18 protein-coding genes and 2 pseudogenes are annotated in these 17219 nt (G+C 70.2%); 11 read left to right on the top strand and 9 right to left on the bottom strand.

The window, feature by feature from the left end:
* Window positions 1-81: 81 nt before the first annotated feature.
* The 3 genes from J7E91_RS33320 to J7E91_RS33310 form a co-directional block, all read right to left on the bottom strand.
* A complete protein-coding gene (locus tag J7E91_RS33320; RefSeq protein ID WP_214910804.1) occupies window positions 82-1542 on the bottom strand; it encodes an amino acid permease in 1461 nt (486 codons plus the stop codon).
* A complete protein-coding gene (locus J7E91_RS33315; RefSeq protein ID WP_214910802.1) occupies window positions 1539-2273 on the bottom strand; it encodes a FadR/GntR family transcriptional regulator in 735 nt (244 codons plus the stop codon). Before J7E91_RS33315 ends, J7E91_RS33320 begins: the two co-directional genes overlap by 4 nt.
* 98 nt (window positions 2274-2371) lie before the next feature.
* Window positions 2372-3073, bottom strand: a complete 702-nt coding sequence (locus tag J7E91_RS33310) for a FadR/GntR family transcriptional regulator (RefSeq protein WP_214910800.1) — start codon at window positions 3071-3073, stop codon at window positions 2372-2374.
* 135 nt (window positions 3074-3208) lie between these two features.
* Here J7E91_RS33310 and J7E91_RS33305 point away from each other — a divergent pair, with 135 nt between their 5' ends.
* Together J7E91_RS33305 and J7E91_RS33300 are read left to right on the top strand one after the other, a co-directional pair.
* Window positions 3209-3742: a gluconokinase gene (locus tag J7E91_RS33305; RefSeq protein ID WP_214910798.1), complete on the top strand. Its 534-nt coding sequence runs from the start codon at window positions 3209-3211 to the stop codon at window positions 3740-3742.
* Between the two features lie 6 nt (window positions 3743-3748).
* Entirely contained in the window at window positions 3749-5146 is a 1398-nt protein-coding gene (locus J7E91_RS33300; RefSeq protein WP_214910796.1) for a gluconate:H+ symporter, read from the top strand.
* On the opposite strand, the gene J7E91_RS33295 is transcribed toward J7E91_RS33300, so the two are convergent.
* The 4 genes from J7E91_RS33295 to J7E91_RS33280 all read right to left on the bottom strand — a co-directional run bounded on the left by J7E91_RS33295 (window position 5132) and on the right by J7E91_RS33280 (window position 9154).
* A complete protein-coding gene (locus J7E91_RS33295; protein WP_214910794.1) occupies window positions 5132-5794 on the bottom strand; it encodes a cytochrome b/b6 domain-containing protein in 663 nt (220 codons plus the stop codon). The genes J7E91_RS33300 and J7E91_RS33295 overlap by 15 nt on opposite strands.
* Complete coding sequence (locus J7E91_RS33290) at window positions 5778-6521, bottom strand: molybdopterin-dependent oxidoreductase (protein ID WP_374224815.1); 744 nt, start codon at window positions 6519-6521, stop codon at window positions 5778-5780. Before J7E91_RS33290 ends, J7E91_RS33295 begins: the two co-directional genes overlap by 17 nt.
* A gap of 63 nt (window positions 6522-6584) precedes the next feature.
* On the bottom strand, window positions 6585-8135 hold the full coding sequence (locus J7E91_RS33285; protein WP_214910806.1) for an APC family permease: 1551 nt from the start codon (window positions 8133-8135) through the stop codon (window positions 6585-6587).
* 71 nt (window positions 8136-8206) lie between these two features.
* The gene (locus tag J7E91_RS33280; protein ID WP_214910791.1) at window positions 8207-9154 is read right to left on the bottom strand and encodes a hypothetical protein; all 948 of its coding nucleotides are present in this window, start codon (window positions 9152-9154) and stop codon (window positions 8207-8209) included.
* A 167-nt stretch (window positions 9155-9321) separates the two neighbouring features.
* Here J7E91_RS33280 and J7E91_RS33275 point away from each other — a divergent pair, with 167 nt between their 5' ends.
* Entirely contained in the window at window positions 9322-9762 is a 441-nt protein-coding gene (locus J7E91_RS33275; RefSeq protein ID WP_214910789.1) for an ASCH domain-containing protein, read from the top strand.
* A gap of 36 nt (window positions 9763-9798) precedes the next feature.
* On the opposite strand, the gene J7E91_RS33270 is transcribed toward J7E91_RS33275, so the two are convergent.
* A complete protein-coding gene (locus tag J7E91_RS33270) occupies window positions 9799-11454 on the bottom strand; it encodes an FAD-binding dehydrogenase (RefSeq protein ID WP_214910787.1) in 1656 nt (551 codons plus the stop codon).
* A gap of 113 nt (window positions 11455-11567) precedes the next feature.
* Here J7E91_RS33270 and J7E91_RS33265 point away from each other — a divergent pair, with 113 nt between their 5' ends.
* The 3 genes from J7E91_RS33265 (at window position 11568) to J7E91_RS33255 (ending at window position 12936) form a co-directional block, all read left to right on the top strand.
* Window positions 11568-12122: an NUDIX domain-containing protein gene (locus J7E91_RS33265; RefSeq protein ID WP_214910785.1), complete on the top strand. Its 555-nt coding sequence runs from the start codon at window positions 11568-11570 to the stop codon at window positions 12120-12122.
* A 74-nt stretch (window positions 12123-12196) separates the two neighbouring features.
* Window positions 12197-12595, top strand: a complete 399-nt coding sequence (locus J7E91_RS33260) for a DUF202 domain-containing protein (protein WP_214910783.1) — start codon at window positions 12197-12199, stop codon at window positions 12593-12595.
* The gene (locus tag J7E91_RS33255; protein ID WP_214910781.1) at window positions 12592-12936 is read left to right on the top strand and encodes a DUF202 domain-containing protein; all 345 of its coding nucleotides are present in this window, start codon (window positions 12592-12594) and stop codon (window positions 12934-12936) included. The genes J7E91_RS33260 and J7E91_RS33255 overlap by 4 nt, the downstream gene beginning before the upstream one ends.
* Before the next feature lie 31 nt (window positions 12937-12967).
* Here the strand turns inward: J7E91_RS33255 and J7E91_RS33250 are convergent.
* Window positions 12968-13060: pseudogene (locus J7E91_RS33250) on the bottom strand (NAD(P)-binding domain-containing protein); the annotation flags it as partial.
* Between the two features lie 169 nt (window positions 13061-13229).
* Between J7E91_RS33250 and J7E91_RS33245 the strand changes: the two are divergent.
* The 5 genes and pseudogenes from J7E91_RS33245 to J7E91_RS33225 form a co-directional block, all read left to right on the top strand.
* Window positions 13230-13445, top strand: a pseudogene (locus J7E91_RS33245) (winged helix-turn-helix transcriptional regulator); the annotation flags it as partial.
* Between the two features lie 47 nt (window positions 13446-13492).
* The gene (locus tag J7E91_RS33240) at window positions 13493-13789 is read left to right on the top strand and encodes a hypothetical protein (protein ID WP_214910777.1); all 297 of its coding nucleotides are present in this window, start codon (window positions 13493-13495) and stop codon (window positions 13787-13789) included.
* A gap of 111 nt (window positions 13790-13900) precedes the next feature.
* The gene (locus J7E91_RS33235) at window positions 13901-14812 is read left to right on the top strand and encodes an MBL fold metallo-hydrolase (protein WP_214910775.1); all 912 of its coding nucleotides are present in this window, start codon (window positions 13901-13903) and stop codon (window positions 14810-14812) included.
* 111 nt (window positions 14813-14923) lie between these two features.
* Window positions 14924-15949: a phosphotransferase family protein gene (locus J7E91_RS33230; protein WP_214910773.1), complete on the top strand. Its 1026-nt coding sequence runs from the start codon at window positions 14924-14926 to the stop codon at window positions 15947-15949.
* A gap of 8 nt (window positions 15950-15957) precedes the next feature.
* Entirely contained in the window at window positions 15958-17172 is a 1215-nt protein-coding gene (locus J7E91_RS33225; protein ID WP_214910771.1) for an acyl-CoA dehydrogenase family protein, read from the top strand.
* Window positions 17173-17219 lie beyond the last annotated feature (47 nt).

The raw sequence follows: 17219 nt of genomic DNA, 5'->3' as shown, positions 1-17219 counted from the left end.
GGACACGCCCGGAGGGCGTCCGGGGGCCTGCCCCCGGTTCGGGCAGGGGCGGGGTGGGGAACAGCCCCGCAGGGTGCGGGCTTACGCGCCCTTGCGCTCCGCCGCCATCACGGCTACCCGCTTGCGGACCACGAACCAGCCGCCCACCAGCGCCGCCGCGATCAGCGGGAGGCACATCACGGTCGTACGGCCGACGCCGCCGCCCCACCACATCAGGACGACCACGCTGGCGAGGAAGGCGAGCGTGACGAGCTGGGTGTACGGGGCCCAGGGAAGACGGTACGACGGGCGCGTGACCCGGCCGTCCTTCGAGCGGTGCCAGAAGAGCAGCGAGCAGAGCATGATCATGCCCCAGGTGCCGAGGATGCCGATCGACGCGAAGTTCAGGACGATCTCGAACGCCTCGCCCGGCATGACGTAGTTCAGGCCGACGCCCAGGACACCGAAGCCGGCGGTGAGGAGGATGCCGCCGTACGGGACCTGGCCCTTGTTCATGCGGCCCGTGAACTTGGGTGCAGAGCCTGAGAGGGCCATGGAGCGCAGGATCCGGCCCGTGGAGTACAGGCCCGAGTTCAGGCTGGAGAGGGCCGCCGTCAGCACGACGAGGTTCATGACGTCCGCCGCGCCGGCGACGCCGAGCTTGTTCATGACGGTGACGAAGGGGCTCTCGTCGCCGGAGTACGCCGTGTACGGGAGCAGCAGCGCCAGGAGGATGACCGAGCCGACGTAGAAGATGCCCACGCGCCACATGATCGAGTTGATCGCCTTCGGCATGATCTTCTCGGGGTTCTTGGTCTCGCCCGCGGCGACGCCGCACAGCTCCACCGAGGCGTACGCGAAGACGACACCCTGGATGACCAGGAGCATCGGCAGCATGCCGACCGGGAAGAGGCCGCCGCCGTCGCTGATCGTGGAGAAGCCGGGGGTGTGGCCGTCGAGCTGGTGCTGGGTGGCGACCAGGTAGATGCCGATGGCCATGAAGACGACCAGGGCGGCGACCTTGACGATGGCGAACCAGAACTCCATCTCGCCGAAGTACTTCACCGAGATGAGGTTCGCGGTGAGGACGACGGCGAGGGCGATCAGGGCCAGAACCCACTGCGGTACGTCGCTGAACATCGCCCAGAAGTGGGCGTAGGTCGCAGCGGCTGTGATGTCGGCCACAGCGGTGGTCGACCAGTTGAGGAAGTACAGCCAGCCCGCGGCGAAGGCGCCCTTCTCGCCCATGAATTCACGGGCGTACGACACGAACGCGCCGGAGGACGGGCGGTAGAGCACCAGCTCGCCCAGCGCGCGGACCACGAAGAAGGCGAAGACGCCGCAGATGGCGTACGCGATGGCCAGGGAAGGCCCCGCTCCGGCCATGCGGCCACCGGCGCCCAGGAACAGGCCGGTGCCTATCGCCCCGCCGATCGCGATCATGTTGATGTGGCGGGACTTCAGGTCTTTGCTGTAACCCTCGTCACCCGCGTCGACATGTGGGGATGTCGATACGGGATCGGCGGGACCGGCGGGGGCCGCAGGGAGGATGCGGTCGCTCATGCTGTTTCTTCGCCTTCATTTGGGGGGTGTGCGGTACCGGGCCGCACGATCGTGTTGAGAGTGATCTCGACGAGTTCGAGGTGCGCGGCCATGGCCTGCACCGCCGCTCCCTCGGAGCCGCCGACGATCGCCTCTACAAGTGCCCGGTGCTCGAGGTCCGACTGGCGTCGCCGGTCCCCGAGTTGGTTCAGGAAGGTGGACTGCCGGGCAAGGGCGTCCCTGATCTCTTCGATGATCTTGTGGAAGACAGGGTTGCCGGACGCCTGGGCGATGGAAATGTGGAAGAGCGTGTCCAGCGCCACCCAGGCGGTGGGGTCGGTCTCCTGCTCCATCTTCCCGATCAGGTGGGTCAGCAGGTCTACGTCGTCCTGCGTTCGCCGCACAGCAGCGTAACCCGCCACGGGGATCTCGACGTGCCGTCGCACTTCGAGCAGGTCCCGGGCGGAGTACGCCCCGAAGATCGGGTTCTGGTCCGGGCCACTGGCCGCGACGTACGTACCCTTGCCGGCGCGGGACACCGTGAGGCCGAGCGCCTGGAGAGCGCGCAGGGCCTCACGTACTACGGAGCGGCTGACCTCGAAGCGTTTTCCGAGCTCGGCCTCCGTGGGGAGTTTCTCGCCGATGGCGAGTTCACCCCGCTCTATGGCGTCCCGGAGGTGGGTGAGGACGGCTTCCATCGCGCTGATGCGCCGGGGTGCGCCGCCACCTGTCCGGCTGTCTGACAAGACCATGCGGAGAATGCTCGGAGGTCGGACATACAGGCGTCAAGAGTGTTCAGCGAGTTGATTTAAAGCGAACAAAAGGATAAGGGAGCGGACATCAAGGGCGCTCACGGGGCCAGTACGTCGAGCTCCTGGAGGGCGCCGACGGCGATCTCGCGGGTCAGCCGCTCCGCCCGCAGCGCGTCGCCTTCCCTTACGGCTTCGGCGACTTGGACGTGCAGGGTGACGGCCGCCGGGTCCGGATCCTCGAACATCACCTGGTGCCTCGTGCGTCCGCTGAGGACCTCGGCCACCACATCGCCGAGCCGGGCGAACATCTCGTTGCCTGATGCACGCAGTACGACGCGGTGGAACGCGATGTCGTGCACGAGGTACGCGTCGAGCTGCCGGCCCCGCGAGGTCGCGACCATCCCGAGCGCCTCCTCGGTGAGCGCCGCACACTGCTCCGGGGTCGCGAACCGCGCGGCGAGCCCGGCCGCCACCGGCTCCACGGCGGAACGGAGCACGGTCAGCGAGCGCAGCTGGCGGGGGCGGTCGGCGCCGGCCAGCCGCCACCGGATCACCTGCGGATCGTAGACATTCCATTCCTCGGTGGGGCGTACGGTCACGCCCACCCGGCGGCGGGACTCCACGAGGTGCATCGACTCCAGGACCCGGACCGCCTCGCGGATCACCGTGCGCGATACGTCGAAGCGCTGGGCGAGCTCGTCCGTACGCAACACGCTGCCGGGCGGATACTCACCGGCTGTGATCGCGGGACCGAGGCTTTCCAGCAGCTGGGCGTGCAGCCCCCGGGCCTGGTTGGTCATGGGCTCAGCGTACGGGGCGGTCCCCGCGACCAAAAAGTACGACGTTTATGTCACAGGCTCTTGAATACGTCGTACCTAATAGGTTTCAGTAGCGCGACGGACCGATGTCGATGAAGACAGCGAGGCACTCCACTCATGAACAGCCCCCACGTCGTCGTGGTGATGGGCGTGGCAGGGACCGGCAAGACCACCATCGGTCCCCTGCTCGCCGGCCGGCTCGGCGTCCCGTACGCCGAGGGCGACGACTTCCACCCCCCGGCCAACATCGCCAAGATGTCGGCCGGAACCCCGCTGGACGACGCGGACCGGTGGCCCTGGCTCGACGCGATCGGCGAGTGGGCGCACAGCCGGGCCGGGCTCGGTGGAGTCGTGAGCAGCTCGGCGCTCAAGCGGGTCTACCGCGACCGGCTGCGCGCGGCGGCCCCCGACGCCGTGTTCCTGCACCTCACGGGTGACCGGGAGCTGATCGAGGAGCGGATGCGGGAGCGCAGGGGCCACTTCATGCCGACCGCGCTGCTCGATTCGCAGTACGCCGCCCTGCAGCCGCTCCAGGAGGACGAGGCGGGCGTCTCCGTGGACGTCTCGGGGTCTCCGGAAGACATCACCGAACGAGCCGTCGCGGCCCTGCGCCGGCTCGACAGCCAAGCCTCCCAAGACTTCAGAAAGTAGAGAGCCGTGACCAGTCTCAGCGTCGAGACGCTGGCAGCGGGCGCCGTCGAGCCGATCACCTCGGCCGGCAGCGGCCAGTTGGGGATAGCAGTCCTCGCCGGCATTGCCGTCATCGTCCTGCTCATCACGAAGTTCAAGCTCCACGCCTTCCTCGCGCTGACCATCGGGTCGCTGGCGCTCGGGGCGTTCGCGGGCGCCCCGCTCGACAAGGCCATCACCAGCTTCTCGACCGGCCTGGGCAATACGGTCGCGGGCGTCGGCGTGCTGATCGCGCTCGGCGCGATCCTCGGCAAGCTGCTGGCCGACTCCGGCGGCGCGGACCAGATCGTCGACACGATCCTCGCGAAGGCGAGCGGCCGTGCGATGCCGTGGGCGATGGTGCTGATCGCCAGCATCATCGGTCTGCCGCTCTTCTTCGAGGTCGGCATCGTGCTGCTGATCCCGGTGGTGCTGCTCGTCGCCAAGCGCGGCAACTACTCGCTGATGCGGATCGGCATCCCGGCGCTGGCGGGCCTGTCCGTGATGCACGGGCTGATCCCGCCGCACCCCGGCCCGCTGGTCGCCATCGACGCGATCGGCGCCAACCTGGGCCTCACGCTGGGGCTCGGTGTGCTCGTCGCGATCCCGACCGTGATCATCGCGGGGCCGCTCTTCTCGAAGTACGCCGCCCGCTGGGTCGACATCCCGGCGCCGGAGCGGATGATTCCGCAGCGTCCCTCGGAGGACCTGGAGCGCCGTCCCGGCTTCGGCGCGACCGTCGCCACCGTGCTGCTGCCGGTCGTGCTGATGCTGGCCAAGGCGCTCGTGGACATCGTCGTCAACGACCCGGACAACCCGGTCCAGCGCGTGACGGACGTCATCGGCTCGCCGCTGATCGCGCTGCTCGCCGCCGTACTGGTGGGACTCTTCACGCTGGGACGTGCCGCCGGGTTCACCAAGGACCGGCTGTCCTCGACCGTAGAGAAGTCGCTCGCCCCGATCGCGGGCGTGCTGATGATCGTCGGCGCGGGCGGCGGCTTCAAGCAGACGCTCATCGACGTGGGCGTCGGCCAGATGATCCTGGACTTCTCCAAGGACTGGGCGATCCCGACCCTGCTGCTCGCCTGGCTGATCGCCGTCGCCATCCGGCTCGCGACGGGCTCGGCGACCGTGGCCACCATCTCGGCGGCCGGTCTGGTCGCCCCGCTCGCCGCCGACATGTCGGCGTCGCACGCGGCGCTGCTGGTGCTCGCGGTCGGCGCGGGCTCGCTCTTCTTCAGCCATGTCAACGACGCGGGGTTCTGGCTGGTGAAGGAGTACTTCGGCATGGACGTCGGCCAGACGATCAAGACCTGGTCGGTGATGGAGACGATCATCTCGGTGGTCTCGCTCGGCTTCGTCCTGCTGTTGTCACTCGTCCTGTAGGCCATCCGGCTTCCGGTCCGGAGCACTCCTCAACTCCGCCGTCCACAGCGGGTGTTCCCGCTCCGCCCAGTCGCGGTCGACGGTCCCGGTGCGCATGCCGCGCCGGGACTCCGGCCGCATCAGGGCCATCGCGATGTGCCCGGCGATCACGATGCCCATGGCCAGGGCGAGCCAGTCGTGGACGAAGGTGGCGCTCGTACGCCAGACCAGCGGGGCCAGGTTCGTGAACCACATCAGCAGCCCGGTGCCGAGCATCACCAGCACCGCGCCCGCGATCCACGCCGCGTAGAGCTTCTGACCGGCGTTGAACTTCCCCGCGGGGCGCGACGCGTGGCTCATGTCCCGCCGCAGCGCGGCCCGCAGCCACTGCCGGTCGTGCGGCCCGAACCGGTTGAGCCTGCCCAGGTCGCGGCGGAAGGCACGGGAGGCCAGGCCGAGCAGGAACGGCGCGGGGATCAGCAGCCCCGACCACTCGTGCACGGTGACCACCAGGTGGCGCCGGCCGACGAGTTCGGCGAGCTGCGGTACGTACAGACAGGCCGCCGTCACGACACACAGCAGGGTCAGGCCGGCGGTGGCGCGGTGGACCCGGCGCTCGGAGCGGCTGAAGCGGCGTACACGGGCGTGGTGTTCAGACCGTAGGAGCATCGTCGCGTCCGTTCGAACGGCCGACCCACGCGTCGACGTCATAGCCGCGCTCCTCCCAGTACCCGGGCCGTACCTCGGGGGTGACGGTGATGCCGGAGAGCCATTTCGCCGACTTGTAGAAGTACATGGGCGCGACGTAGAGCCGCACCGGGCCGCCGTGCGCGTGGCTGAGCGGCTTGTCCTGCATGCGCAGGGCCACCAGTACGTCTTCGCGACGGGCCTGCTGAAGGGTGAGGCTCTCGCTGTACGTACCGTCGAAGCAGGTGAAGCGGATCGCCCTGGCCTCCGGCCGCACGCCCGCGGCGGCGAGCAGCCTCGACAGCCGCACGCCCTCGAAGGGGGTGTCCGGGACCCGCCACCCCGTGACGCACTGGACGTCGCGCACGAGGCGCGTCTGCTCCATCGCGCGCAGGTCGTCGAGGGTGTAGGTGGCGGGTGTGTCGACGAGTCCGTCGACCTTGAGCCGGTAGTTCTCCGGGCCCTTGTGCGGTACGGAGGAGGCCACGGAGTAGTAACGGAAGCCGCCGCCGTTGGGCAGGAGGCCGGTCAGGCCGGTGGGGTCCTTGTCCGCGGCGGAGCCGAGGAAGGAGTCGAGCCCGTTCTGGAGGTACGGCGCGGTGGCCAGGCCCGCGGCGCCGAGGCCCAGCATGCCGAGGACGACCCGGCGGCCGACGGGTGCGCCACCGCTGTCCGGGCCGACCGGGCTGTCCGGTGGTTGAGGAGTCACAGAACGATTCGAACACCCGCGGCCGCCGAGGGCCAGCGACCGCGGGTGCCCGTCAGACTTCCGTCAGGCTTCCGTCGCCTGCTTCTCCAGCTGGAAGGCCTCGTTGCCCAGACCGATCCGGCCGTGCACTTGGGGCTTCACCGAGCGCAGTACCGCGCCGTACACCAGGCCGCCGACGAGCGCGACGCCGATGATGCCCGGCAGGATCCAGCTGAGTGCCGATCCGGGGCCCGCGCCCACCAGTACGTCGAAGTCCTTGACCGTGTAGAAGGCGATGCCCAGGAGAGCGGCCCCGGCGATGCCCGATGCCGCGAGGCGTCCCGCCTGTGCGCGGCCGGCTCCGCGGCGTACGAAGAAGGCGATGACCGCGAACGACGCGGCCGCCATCAGCAGGATGACGCCGAGCGCGCCGATGTTGCCCATCCAGGTGAACAGGTGCAGCACGGGCACGGTCGGGTCACCGGCCGGCTTGTCGTCGGTGAACGCGAAGGCCAGGACGATGGCCAGGGACACACCGGACTGGAGCAGGGAGCCGGCGGCGGGCGCGCCGCTCGTCTTGTTCGTACGGCCGAAGGAGGCCGGCAGCAGGCCCTCGCGGCCCATGGCGAACGCGTACCGCGCGACGACGTTGTGGAAGCTGAGCAGCGCGGCGAACATGCCGGTCACGAAGAGGATGTGGAGTACGTCGGTGAAGGTGGAGCCGAGCCGGCTCTCGGTGAGGGTGAAGAGGAGTCCGGGCCCCTGCTCCCCCGCCACCTTGACGATCTGGCCGGGCCCGGTGGCGATGCTGAGCGCCCAGGCGCTGAGGGCCAGGAAGAGCGCGGCGTACCCGACGGCGAGGAACATCACGCGCGAGACGACGATCTGGGGGCGGCTGGTCTCCTCGGCGTACACCGGGGCCTGCTCGAAGCCGACGAAGGCGGCGATGCAGAAGCAGAGGGCGGTGCCGAGTCCGGCGCCGGTGAGGGTTTCGGGGTTGAACGCCTGGAGGGACAGGCCCTCCTTGGCCGGGTCGGCGATCGCGGCCACGTCGAAGATCACGACGAGCGCGCACTCGACGACCAGCAGGACGCCCAGCACCTTGGCGTTGAGGTCGATCTTGAGCCAGCCGAGGCCGCCGACGACCAGTACGGCGACGAGGGCGGGGATCCACCAGGCGAGGGTGATGTCGAGGTAGGTGGCGAAGATTCCGGAGATCTCGAAGCCGAGGATGCCGTAGATGCCGACCTGCATGGCGCTGTACGCGACGAGGGCGACCAGGGAGGCTCCGGCGCCGGCGGTCGGGCCGAGGCCGCGGGCTATGTACGCGTAGAAGGCGCCGGCGTTGTGGACGTGCCGGCTCATCTCGGCGTAGCCGACGCTGAAAAGCATCAGGACCACGCCGAGGATGACGAAGAGGAGGGGCTGGCCGACGATTCCCATCACGCCGTATGTGGTGGGCATGACACCCGCGACGACCATGAGCGGGGCGCTCGCGGCCAGTACGGACAGCAGCAGTCCCGTCGTGCCGAGGCGGCCGGCTCGCAGGGCCCGCTCCTGCCCCTTGTACGTACGGATCTCGCTGGTGCCGGCGTCTCTGCTTATCTCGCTCGTGCTTGAACTGCCCGTCGACATGGCGGGGTCGTCCCTTCGCTTCGATGAGGTGGCGTTGGCCTTGACGTTGGTCTTGGCGTTGACGTGCTGGGTCATGCGATCCCGAGCGCCGTGGCGCACGCGGCGCGGAAAGCCCGGTGCGGGTCCCGGTCGGGGTACGACCACGGGGCCTCGGTGGCGTGCGGGCCGATGCGGTTGAGGAGGGCGGCGGCCTCGGCGGGCCTGCCCTCACAGAGCTTCGCGTGGGCCAGGTAGTTGAGGTCGACGTGCCGGCGCGGGTGGTCCTCGTGCTCCCACTCCAGCCACCAGTCGAACGCCGCCTTCATCACCTGGCGGGCGCGGCGGCCCGTCCAGTGGCCGGAGGCGGCGGGGTCGTTCGGCAGTTGGCCCGCGCGGGCGAGGGCGCGGTAGCGCTCGGCGTGGGCCACCACGGGGAGTACGGCGAGCGGGGAGTCGGCGGGGGCCTGTTCTGCGGCCCAGGCGGCGAAGTCGTACACCTCGTGGAGGGGGTCGTTTCCTATGTCCGGCCGGCGTTCGGCGAGACGGGCGGCCATCAGGTGGTGGGCGTGATGGTGCTCGGGGTGGCGCAGCCGCACCTGGTCGAAGAGCTGGGTGACCTCCTCCTCCGTCCCGAGGGAACGGGCCAGGAGCAGCAGACCGAGCCACGGCGTCGGATCGGCCGGTGACCGCTCGGCCGCGCGGCGGCAGGCCTCGCGCGCGCGGTCCTCCGTCTCCTTGCCGCGCAGCGCGCCGAGGACGGTGGCGCAGGCGATGAGGGTGACGGCGTCGGAGCTCTCCGGCTCGGCGAGCAGCCAGTCACCGGCCCAGGCCGCGGCGCCGGTGGCCTGGGCGAGAACGACGAGACGGTGGCCGCGGCGGTCCCAGTCGTCGCCGGTCACGGCGAGCAGGGAGCGGGCCTTGGACCAGCGGCCCTGGGCCAACTGGCCGCGTACGGCGATGAGTTCGGCGTCGTCGAGTGCGGCGTCGAAGGTATGGTCGGTCCGGCGGCGCGAGCGGCCGAGGGGTGGCGGAGGTGGCATCCGCGAAGTCCTCCACGGCGCAGTGTGCGAGCGTTTGATCACGCACAGCAAAGCGGTAGGCGGTAGTCCACGTCAAGAGCGGTCTAAACCAACTTTCCGCGGGCTCAATGTAGTTGAAACGGCACCGACCTGCCGAAACGTGGTTTCGCGGGCCTAGTCTTGCCCCCATGCCTGAACACTCTTCGCTGCCGCCGTGCCTGCTGGCCTTTCCCGGTCCGCTGCGGGACCGGCTGGTCGCCGCCGTGCTGTCCGGCGAGAAGGTCTCGACGACCGGCCTGCTCGCCGAGTACGAGGCCGAGAAGGAGGAGTTGCCGCCGGTCGGCGAGCGGTCCGTGGTCATCGACTCAAACAGCCGCAAGGTGGCGGTGATCGAGCTGACCGAGGTACGGGTCCTCGCGCTCGGCGACGTGGACCTCCAGCACGCGCTGGACGAGGGCGAGGGCCACACGTCGGTGGCGGACTGGCGCGTGGGGCACGAGAGGTTCTGGCACAGCGAGGAGATGCGGGAGGCGCTGGGCGACCCGGAGTTCACGGTCGACGACACGACGGTGGTCGTCGCGGAACGCTTCCGGGTCGTAGAGCGGCTGGACGGGGCGCGGCCGGCCTGAGCTGCCCCGGCCATGATCCGCCGGACAGGCCCTAGACTAGGCCACCGCCCGCGCCGCCGCGCGGCCCGCCGTACGGCCGGAAAACAGGCAGCCGCCCAGGAACGTGCCCTCCAGCGAGCGGTATCCGTGGACGCCGCCGCCGCCGAATCCCGCCGCCTCCCCCGCCGCGTACACGCCCGGCAGCACGCCGCCGCCCTCCGTGAGCACGCGCGAGGACAGGTCGGTCTCCAGGCCGCCGAGCGACTTCCGGGTGAGGATGTGCAGGCGTACGGCGATGAGCGGGCCCGCCTTGGGGTCGAGGATGCGGTGTGGCGAGGCCGTACGGATCAGCTTGTCGCCCAGGTAGTTGCGCGTCCCGCGGATCGCCATCACCTGGAGGTCCTTCGTGAAGGTGTTGGTGATCTCCCGGTCCCGCGCGGTGATCTCGCGGCGCAGCTGCGCCTCGTCGATCAACGGCTCCTTGGTGAGCGCGTTCATACCGCGCACCAGTGACGTCAGATCCTTCTCGACCACGAAGTCCGCGCCCTTGTCCATGAACGCCTTGACCGGGCCGGGGACGTCGGCGCGGGCGCGGCCGATCACGTCACGGACGGACTTGCCCGTGAGGTCCGGGTTCTGTTCGGAACCCGAGAGCGCGAACTCCTTGCCGATGATCCTCTGGTCGAGGACGAACCAGGTGTAGTCGTACCCGGTCTTCATGATGTGGTCGAGCGTGCCGAGGGTGTCGAAGCCGGGGAAGAGGGGTACGGGCAGGCGCTTGCCGCGGGCGTCGAACCACAGGGACGAGGGGCCGGGCAGGATGCGGATGCCGTGCTTGGCCCAGATGGGGTTCCAGTTCTGGATGCCCTCCGTGTAGTGCCACATCCGGTCACGGTTGATCATGCGGCCGCCCGCGGCCTCCGTGACGCCGAGCATCAGACCGTCGACATGCGCGGGTACGCCGGAGAGCATCGAGGCGGGCGGCGCGGCGAGCCGCTGCGGCCAGTTGGCGCGTACGAGATCGTGGTTGCCGCCGATGCCGCCCGAGGTGACGATCACCGCCTGGGCCCGCAGCTCGAAGGACCCGGTCGCCTCGCGGCTGCTGGCGGTCCCGCGCCCGGCGTCCGAGGGCTCCAGGATCTCGCCGGTCACGGTGTCCACGGACCCGGCGCTGCGCGCGAGACCGGTGACGCGGTGGCGGAACCTGAGCTGGACCAGGCCACGGGCGACACCCTCGCGCACGCGGCGCTCGAAGGGGGCGACGATGCCGGGGCCCGTGCCCCAGGTGATGTGGAAGCGGGGTACGGAGTTGCCGTGCCCGGTGGCGTCGTACCCGCCGCGCTCGGCCCATCCCACGACCGGGAAGAAACGCACGCCCTGCCCGCGCAGCCACGCGCGCTTCTCGCCGGCCGCGAAGTCGACGTACGCCTCGGCCCACGCGCGCGGCCAGTGGTCCTCGTCGCGGTCGAAGCCCGCCGTGCCGTGCCAGTCCTGGAGGGCGAGCTCGCGGCTGTCCCTGATCCGCATGCGGCGCTGCTCGGGCGAGTCGACGAAGAAGAGCCCGCCGAACGACCAGTGCGCCTGACCGCCGATGGACTGCTCGGGTTCCTGGTCCAGCAGGATCACCTTGCGGCCCGCGTCGACGAGTTCCGCGGTGGCCGCCAGGCCTGCGAGGCCCGCCCCGATCACGATCACATCAGCGTCGTACGCCATGGTTTCCGTCCTTGCCGGGGGCGAGTGGAGCGAGAAGTTACCCGTGCGTCAGATCTTCGGCAGAGGCGGGCGGGGCGTCAACCGGTGATTGACCGTGAGGTTGGATGGCCCGCATGACTCCTGCTGACGAGATTCTGGACATCGTTGACGAGAACGACGAGGTGGTGGGGCAGGCCCCGCGCGGTGAGGCGTACGCACAGGGTTTGCGCCATCGCTGCGTCTTCGTCCTGGCGCGGGACGGCGAGGGCCGGTACTTCGTGCACCGCAGGACGCCGGTGAAGCTGGTCTTCCCCTCGATGTACGACATGTTCGTGGGCGGGGTCGTCGGCGCGGGCGAGTCGTACGACGAGGCGGCGCTGCGGGAGGCGGAGGAGGAGCTGGGCGTCAGCGGACTGCCCGCGCCCGTACCCCTGTTCAAGTTCCTGTACGAGAGCACCGACAGGGCGCAGACCTGGTGGTCGTACGTCTACGAGGTGCGGTGCGAGCTGCCGGTGAATCCGCAGGCGGAGGAGGTCGCGTGGCACGGCTTCCTGACCCGCGCGGAGCTGGACCGGCGGCTGACCGAGGGCGTATGGGAGTGGGTGCCGGACGGTCTCGCGGCATGGGAACGGCTGCGGAGGTCCCAAAGCCCGGGCCCACTGTCCTCGTCAGGTCCTGGGCAGGCTTGACCCGACCTCCTCGGCCCGGTCCGCACCGCGGAGCAGTCCCTGCCACTGACAATCCGCCCGGTAGGGTGCGGCGGGTGACCGAGTTTGTACGGAGTCTGCGGCTCTGGTTCGCGCCGCAGCGCATCCGGGAAGAGGGCGAGACCCCCGACTACCGCTTCTCGCTGGCCAATGAGCGCACCTTCCTCGCCTGGATCCGTACCGCGCTGGCGCTCATCGGCGGCGGTTTCGCGGTCGACCAGTTCCTGCCGGATCTGGCGTGGGGCGTACGCGCCGGCATGGCGCTCGGCCTGCTGGCGGCCGGTGTGCTGTGTGCGCTGCGGGCGGTCAATCACTGGGTGCGCTGTGAGCGGGCCATGCGGCGCGGCGACGATCTCCCCGTCACCCGGTTCCCGACGGTGCTGAGCCTCGTGGTCGCGGTCGTCGCCGTCGCCATGGTGGTGGTCGTCCTCTTCGACTGGGAGGGCACGAGTTGACGGGCCGCCCGGCCGCCCCCGGCCCCACCCCCGGCCCCGCCAGGGACCCAGGGCTCCAGCCGGAGCGTACGAGGCTCGCCTGGCGCCGGACCACGCTGGCCTGCACGGTGGTGGCCGTACTGGCGGCGAAGCAGGCCGTACACGACGAGATCAGCGCGGCAGGGGTGATCGCCACAGCGCTGTGCGTGCTCGTCTGGCTGGGCTTCCTGCGGGTCGCCCACCACCGCATCCAGGCCGTCGTCAGCACCACCAGGCCGGCGCCTATGTCCGTACGCGCCGCGATGACGGCAACCGCCTGCACGATCGCGCTCGCCGGATTCGCCGTCGCGATCGTCGTCTGACGCAGGCCGGCTCGAGCGGGCTCAGGCGGTGGCGGCCTCCGACCAGCACCTCGTGGCCGGCCCGGGCCCACTGGGTTCCGAGTGCGTCGGCCATGTTGCCCGTACCGAGAATTCCGATGCGCATGGGTGTTCCCTGTTCCGCGTAGCGTGACAGGACAGGACAGGACGTCTGAACACGTCGTCCGAACACGACGCTAGGAGGTCCGTCGGTTACCGATCGGTGCCCAACGGACCGTGCGGGGAGCGTGGTTGTGAACGACCTGCTCGCGGACTGCCGGGCCGGGCTCGGCTTCGTGCTCACGCAGACGCTCCGCCGCCTGGAGGGTTACGCCCTGGTGGAGCGCCACGCGTACGCCGAGTCACCACCGCGCGTCGAGTACGGGCTGACCGGACTCGGGGCGAGTCTCCTGGAGCCGATCCGGGCACTGGGCAGGTGGTCGGCGGAACACGGTGACGAATTCGTCGCAGCGCAGGGGTGGGAGACGGATGACGCGGTCGATCAGGACTAGCCTGGAGATACCGCAAAACACCCGGAATCGCACCAGAGGTGAACGTAATGGCCACCCTCCATCAGGAGCACCCCACCCACGAGCACATGCACGGCCCGGCCTGCGGGCACACCGCCGTGCCGCACGGTGACCACACCGACTACGCGCACAACGGGCACATGCACCGCGAGCACTCCGGGCACTGGGACGAGTGCGAGTCCACGGATCACATCACGCACAGCAGCCACACCCATGAGCACGGCCAGGGCTGCGGGCACAGCGCTGTCACGCACGGCGATCACCTCGACTACGTTCACGACGGCCACCGCCACGCCGCTCACGACGGCCACTGGGACGATCACTGAGCACGAGGTTCCGGTCCCGGCCCTGCCTTCCCCCGGGCGGAAGCCAACTGGCAGGCTCTCCCTGACCAGTTCGGCCACCGCCATCGACTTACCCGACCCGGGGGAATCCCAGTGCCTGCCACGGATCCGTACATCGTCCAGCTCGCGCCCGAAGTGCACGCGTACATCCAGCCGGACGGCGGGTGGTGCCTGAACAACGCCGGGTTCGTCAGCGACGGTACTTCGACGCTGCTCGTCGACACCGCGGCAACCGAGCGCCGCGCGCACGCACTGCGCGAAGCGATCCTCGCGACCGGCGCGCCGCTCCCCCGTACCGTCGTCAACACCCACCATCACGGCGACCACACCTACGGCAACAGCGTCTTCGTACCCGAAGCCACGGTGATCGGGCACGACGCCTGCCGCGCCGAAGTCCTGACCGCCGGGCTCCAGCTGCACCAGATGTGGCCGCAGAACGACTTCGGCGACATCACCGTCACCGCCCCCACCCTCACCTACAGCGAGCGGCTCACCGTCCACGCAGGCGGGACGGAGGTGCGGCTGATCCACCCGGGCGTCGGGCACACCACCGGCGATTCGATCGTCCACCTGCCGGAGTACGGGATCGTCTTCACCGGCGACCTGGTCTTCCAGGGCGGTACGCCCTTCGTCCCGATGGGTTCGCTGAGCGGGTCACTGCGCGCCCTCGACCTGCTCCGCTCGCTCGGCGCGGAGACCGTCGTACCCGGCCACGGCCCGGTCACCGACCCGTCGGTGTACGACGCCACCGCCGGCTACCTGCGCTACGTCGCCGAGCTCGCCGAGGCCGGTCACGCCAAGGGCCGTACGCCCCTGGAGACCGCCCAGGAGGCCGACCTCGGGGCCTTCGCCGAGCTGCGCGAGAGCGAGCGGCTGGTAGCCAACCTGCACCGCGCGTACGCCGAACTGGACGGCCTGCCGGAGGGCTCGCCGCTCGATCCGGTGGCCCTCTTCGCCGACATGGCGGCCATGAGCGGCGGGAAGCCGGTCGCCTGCCACGCGTGATCCGCGTCTCGGGGTACGTCGGCACACTGGACGGCATACCGACTGGTCGGCATGATGAGTCGCGACGTCTTGTCCACCGTGCCCTTGTCCGCCGCCCTCGGAGGTGCCCCCATGAGCGCAGTCCACCCGCCAGGTCTCGATCCCGAGCAGTTGCGCGGTCGTCTCGACCGCGAGCGGCCGGGGCTGGTGAGCGGACCGCTCAGCGCCCGGCTCATCGAGGGGGGCCGTTCGAACCTGACGTACGCCGTCACGGACGGCACGTCCCGGTGGGTGGTGCGGCGGCCGCCGCTCGGCCATGTGCTGGCGACCGCGCACGACATGAAGCGCGAGTTCCGGGTGATCAGCGCGCTGCACCCGACGGATGTGCCGGTGCCGGCGCCGCTGCTGCTGTGCGAGGACGAGTCGGTCATCGGGTCGCCGTTCTACGTCATGGAGTTCGTGGAGGGCGTTCCGTACCGTACGGCCGACGAGCTCGCCGCGCTGGGCGCCGAGCGCACCCGCGCCGCCGTGCTCGGCCTGGTCGACACCCTCGTCGCCCTGCACGCCGTCGATCCCGAGGCGGTGGGCCTGGGCGACTTCGGCCGCCCCGAGGGGTTCCTGGACCGCCAGTTGCGCCGCTGGGGCAAGCAGCTCGACGCCTCCCGCAACCGTGAACTCGCGGGCATCGACGAGCTGCACGCCGCGCTCGGGCGCTCGCTGCCCGCCTCCCCCGCGCCCACGGTCGTACACGGCGACTACCGGCTCGACAACGTCCTGATCGGCGGCGCCGACGACCGGATCAACGCCATCCTCGACTGGGAGATGTCGACCCTCGGCGACCCCCTCACCGACCTCGGGCTGCTGGTGATGTACAGCTCCGAGCTGGGGCTGCCCGACTCCCCCGTCTCCACGACGGCCGGCGCGCCCGGCCACCCCTCGGCGCGCGAGATCGTCGAGCGGTACGCCGCCGGGTCCGGTCGGGACACCTCCGCGATCGCCTGGTACACGGCGTTCGCGTGGTTCAAGCTCGCCGTGATCCTGGAGGGCATCCACTACCGCTACACGCTCGGGCAGACCGTCGGAGCCGGCTTCGACCGGATCGGCGACCTCGTGCCCGTGTTCATCGAGCACGGCCTGACCACCCTTCAGGAAGGCTGAGACCCACCATGGATTTCGCATACGACGCGCGGACCGAAGAGCTCCGCACGAAGCTCCTCGCCTTCATGGACGAGTTCGTGTACCCGGCCGAGGCCGTCGCCCACGAACAGCGCGAGCAGCTCGCCTCACCGTGGGACACCCCGCAGGTCGTCGAGGACCTCAAGGCGGAGGCCCGCAGGCAGGGGCTGTGGAACCTCTTCCTTCCGGATGCGGAGTACGGCGCCGGGCTCACCAATCTGCAATACGCGCCGCTCGCCGAGATCACCGGCCGCAGCCCGCAGCTGGCACCCACCGCGCTGAACTGCGCGGCGCCGGACACGGGGAACATGGAACTGCTGGCGCAGTTCGCCTCCGACGGGCAGAAGAAGCAGTGGCTGGAGCCGCTGCTGTCGGGCGAGATCCGGTCGGCGTTCGCGATGACCGAGCCGGAGGTCGCCTCGTCGGACGCGACGAATATCGAGTCCCGGATCGAGAGGGATGGCGACGAGTACGTCGTCACCGGCCGCAAGTGGTACATCTCCGGCGCCATGAACCCGGACTGCAAGATCTTCATCGTGATGGGCAAGACCGACCCCGACGGCGCGGACGTCCGCCGCCAGCAGTCGATGATCCTGGTGCCGCGCGACACGCCGGGCGTCGAGGTCCGGCGCGCGATGCAGGTGTACGGGTACGAGGACCACTCCCACGGCGGCCACGCGGAGGTCGTCTTCGACGGGGCGCGGGTGCCGGCGTCCGCGCTGGTGGGAGAGGAGGGCGGCGGCTTCGCCATCGCGCAGGCCCGCCTCGGTCCGGGGCGGATCCACCACTGCATGCGGCTGATCGGCATGGCGGAGCGGGCGATCGAGCTGATGTGCCGGCGGGCGGTGTCGCGTGAGGCGTTCGGCAAGCCGCTCGCCCAGCAGGGCGTCGTACACAACTGGATCGCGGACGCGCGGGTGACCGTCGAGCAGCTGCGGCTGCTGGTGCTCAAGACGGCGTGGCTGATGGACACGGTGGGCAATCGCGGGGCGCACACCGAGATTCAGGCCATCAAGATCGCTACGCCGCGAGCGGTTGTCGACATCATCGACAAGGCGGTGCAGCTGCACGGCGCGGGCGGGGTCAGCCAGGACTTCCCGCTGGCGGAGCTGTGGGCGGGGGCGCGGACGCTGAAGCTGGCGGACGGCCCGGACGAGGTCCACCAGCGGTCGCTGGCGCGGCGGGAACTTAAGCAGTACGTGTAGGGAGGGCGGGGGGGGAGGTGCGGGCGGGTGCGGGTGCGGGCGGGTGC

Origin of the sequence: Streptomyces sp. ISL-99 (assembly GCF_018614005.1) — a bacterium.
Taxonomy (GTDB): domain Bacteria; phylum Actinomycetota; class Actinomycetes; order Streptomycetales; family Streptomycetaceae; genus Streptomyces; species Streptomyces flavidovirens.
The sequence above is the reverse complement of the archived record's forward strand: the minus strand, read 5'-3'. Positions and strand labels throughout refer to the sequence as shown.